This is a genomic window from Streptomyces niphimycinicus (assembly GCF_018883605.1).
GTDB lineage: Bacteria > Actinomycetota > Actinomycetes > Streptomycetales > Streptomycetaceae > Streptomyces > Streptomyces niphimycinicus.
On record NZ_JAHLEM010001000.1, the window covers coordinates 1 to 3,774 of the forward strand.

Below are 3,774 nucleotides of genomic sequence, written 5' to 3' on the forward strand. Positions count from 1 at the left end.
TGCTGAAGGTTCTGGCGGACATCGCGCCGCGTTCCTCCGAGGTGCCGTTCTATTCGACGGTTTCCGGTGAGCTGGTGGACACGGCCGGTCTGGATGCCGAGTACTGGTACCGGAACCTGCGGCAGACCGTCGAGCTGGAAGCCACTACCCGCACCCTGCTCGACAGCGGGCATGGCGTGTTCATCGAGGCGAGCCCGCATCCCGTACTCATGCTCCCGTTGCAGCAGACCGTGGAGGCCGCCGGGGCGCGGGCCGTGGTCGTCGGCACACTGCGGCGCGACGAGGGTGGCTTGGAGCAGTTCCTGACCTCGGCCGCCGAGCTGCACGTCAGTGGGGTCGGCGTCGGCTGGCCGACGGTGTTCGGGGGCCGTGGTGCCCGTCGGGTGGACCTGCCCACCTACGCCTTCCAGCGTCAGCGGTACTGGCTGGACGCGCCGGTCGGTGAGGTGCCCGCCGGCGGTGAGGGGCTGGGCGCGGACGCGGTGGACGCGCGCTTCTGGGAGGCCGTGGAGCGCGAGGACCTGGAGGCGCTGGTCCGCACCCTGGAGGTGGACGACGCGGAGCAGCAATCGTCCCTGACCGCATTGCTTCCGGCACTGTCGTCGTGGCGTCGTCAGTGGCGTGAGCGGAGCACGGTGGACGGCTGGCGCCACAGTGTGGTCTGGAAGTCGGTGGAGTCCGCCGCTGAGGCTACGCTCACCGGCACGTGGCTGGTCGCCGTACCAAAGGTCTGTGGTGACGACGCCTTGCTTGCCTCCGTGGTGGATGGTTTGGCCGGGCGCGGCGCGCATGTGGTGCGTGTGGTCGTCGACGCGGCCGATGGCCGTGAGGTGATGACGCAGCGGTTGCGTGGGGCGCTTGACGACACGGGGATGGATCCGTCGGGCGTGACGGGTGTGTTCTCGCTGCTCGGGCTGGATGAGTCGGCGCACGGGTCGTTCGAGGTGGTCCCGGCCGGGCTGGCGGCGACGGTGGCGCTGGTCCAGGGGCTGGGCGACGCCGGTGTGGTGGCCCCGCTGTGGTGCGGGACCCGGGGTGCGGTCTCGGTGGGGCGTTCCGACCGGCTGGTGAGCCCCACACAGGCGATGGTCTGGGGGCTTGGGCGGATCGTCGGAGTGGAGTATCCCCAGCGCTGGGGCGGTGTCGTGGACCTGCCCGAGACCATCGACAGCCGTGCGGTGGCCCGGCTGGCCGGAGTGCTGACCGGTGCGGAGTCCGAGGACCAGGTCGCGGTGCGTGGTTCGGGGGTCTTCGGCAAGCGGCTGGTGCGGGCCTCAGCGCCTGACAGCACGGCCACGGATGGCTGGCGGCCAAGTGGTTCGGTGCTGGTGACCGGTGGTACGGGTGCGCTGGGTGGCCATGTGGCGCGGTGGCTGGCGCGTACGGGTGCCGAGCATCTGGTGCTGACCAGCCGTCGTGGGATGGAGGCCGAGGGCGCCGCCGAGTTGAAGGCGGAGCTGGAGGAGCTCGGTGCCCGCGTGACGGTGGCGGCGTGTGACACGGCCGACCGTGCGGAGCTGGCCGGGGTGTTGGACGCGATTCCGTCGGAGTTCCCGCTGACCGCCGTGGTCCATTCGGCGGGTGTGCTGGACGACGGTGTGATCGACGCCCTGACGACGGAGCGGGCGGCCGGGGTGTTGCGTCCGAAGGTGGACGCGGCGCGGAATCTGCACGAGCTGACCGCCGGGATGGATCTGTCGGCGTTCGTGCTGTTCTCCTCGGCGGCTGGCACGACAGGCGGTCCGGGGCAGGGGAGCTACGCGGCGGGCAACGCGTTCCTGGACGCCCTGGCGGCCCAGCGGCGGTCGGACGGGCTTCCGGCGGTTTCCATCGCCTGGGGCGCCTGGGCCGGCAGCGGCATGGTGATCGACGGAGACCTCGAAGGGCATATGGAGCGGGGCGGCGTGGCCCCGATGGACCCCGACTTGGCGATCTCCGCGCTCCAGCGTGCGCTCGACCTGGAGGAGACCTTCGTCCTTGTGGCCGACGCCGCATGGGACCGCCTCGGCGAAGAGCTCGGTGGCACCCGGCCGACCCCCATGCTGAGCGAGCTGACGAAGCCGCGGCGGTCGAACGTGTCGTCGGCGTCCGCCGACCCGGAGCCGGCCGAATCGGCCGCGGCGGAGCTGCGCGCGAGTCTGGAGGGGCTGTCCTCGGCGAAGCGTCAGCGTTCCCTGCGCAAGCTGGTGCGGCAGCACGTCGCCGCGGTCCTGGTGCATGCGACCCCCGACGCCATCGAGAGCGATCGGTCGTTCAGGGAACTCGGCTTCGACTCGTTGACGGCCGTGCAGCTCCGCAACCGGCTGGGCGCGATCACCGGCCTGGAGCTGCCGACCACGTTGGCGTTCGACTTCCCGAACCTCACCGTACTGGCCGAGCATTTGGAGACGAACATGTTTCCGCAGGCCGGTGGCGCTGAGCAGAACGACCCCGAAGAAGACCGCATTCGCGAGGCCCTGGCCTCAATTCCGCTCACACGTTTTCGTGAGGCCGGACTGATGGACGCCCTGCTGGAACTCGCCGACATCTCGGAGAGCGGTTCTGAGCCGGTGCCCCAAGAAGAAATGAACAGCGCTGTCGACGAGATGGATGTCGACGACCTCGTCCAGAGGGCACTGGGCGGCGCAGACCTTTGATGTTCGTGGAAGTGTGGAGCTACTGATGGCTACGTCCTCCGAAAGAGTTGTCGAAGCGCTGCGCGCTTCCCTGCGGGAAAACGACCGCCTCAAGCTACAGAACCAGCGCCTGATGGCGGCGTCGCGTGAGCCCATCGCCATTGTGGGAATGAGCTGTCGCTTTCCCGGGGGCGTAAGCACCCCGGAGCATCTGTGGCGACTCGTCGCGGATGGTGTCGACGCCATCTCCGGTTTCCCGACCAATCGCGGCTGGGACCTCGAGGAGCTCTACCACCCGGACCCGGACAATCCTGGGACGAGCTACACCCGAGAGGGTGGCTTCATCTACGATGCCGACCAATTCGACCCGCAGTTCTTCGGAATTTCTCCCCGTGAGGCCGTGGCGACCGATCCGCAGCAGCGGCTGGTGCTGGAGGCGTCATGGGAGGCGTTCGAGCGAACCGGGATCGACCCGGTGTCCCTGCGCGGCAGGCCGGTCGGGGTTTTCGTCGGTACCAACGGTCAGGACTACTCGACTCATCTCTATGAGGTGGGGGGTGAGCTCGAGGGCTATCTGACCGGTGGCGCGGCCAGCGTGGTATCGGGACGTATCTCCTACACCTTCGGTCTCGAGGGACCCGCGGTGACGGTGGACACGGCGTGTTCGTCGTCGCTGGTGGCGCTGCACATGGCCATGCAGGCGCTGCGTCAGGGCGAGTGTGAGCTGGCGCTGGCCGGTGGTGTGTCGGTGATGGCGTCGCCGGGGTCGTTCGTGGAGTTCAGCCGTCAGCGCGGTCTGGCGGCTGATGGCCGGTGCAAGCCGTTCGCGGACGCCGCGGACGGTACGGGCTGGGCCGAAGGTGTGGGCATGCTGCTGGTGGAGCGGCTGTCGGACGCGCGGAAGAACGGCCATCCGGTGCTGGCGGTGGTGCGGGGGTCGGCCATCAACCAGGACGGCGCTTCGAACGGTCTGACGGCGCCGAATGGGCCGGCGCAGCAGCGGGTGATCCGTCAGGCGCTGGCGAGTGCCGGGCTGTCGGCGTCCGAGGTGGACGCGGTCGAGGCGCACGGTACGGGTACGACGCTGGGTGACCCGATCGAGGCGCAGGCGCTGCTGGCCACCTACGGCCAGGGCCGGCCGGAGGGAAGCCCGCTGTGG

2 protein-coding genes are annotated in these 3,774 nt (G+C 69.6%); both read left to right on the forward strand.

What is annotated here, in order from left to right; translation table 11 throughout:
• On the forward strand, positions 1 to 2,636 hold a 2,636-nt coding region (locus KN815_RS46705; RefSeq protein ID WP_216347853.1), incomplete at its 5' end, for an SDR family NAD(P)-dependent oxidoreductase.
• Between the two features lie 25 nt (positions 2,637 to 2,661).
• Positions 2,662 to 3,774: beta-ketoacyl synthase N-terminal-like domain-containing protein (locus tag KN815_RS46710; protein WP_253209684.1), on the forward strand; the 1,113-nt coding region annotated here is incomplete at its 3' end.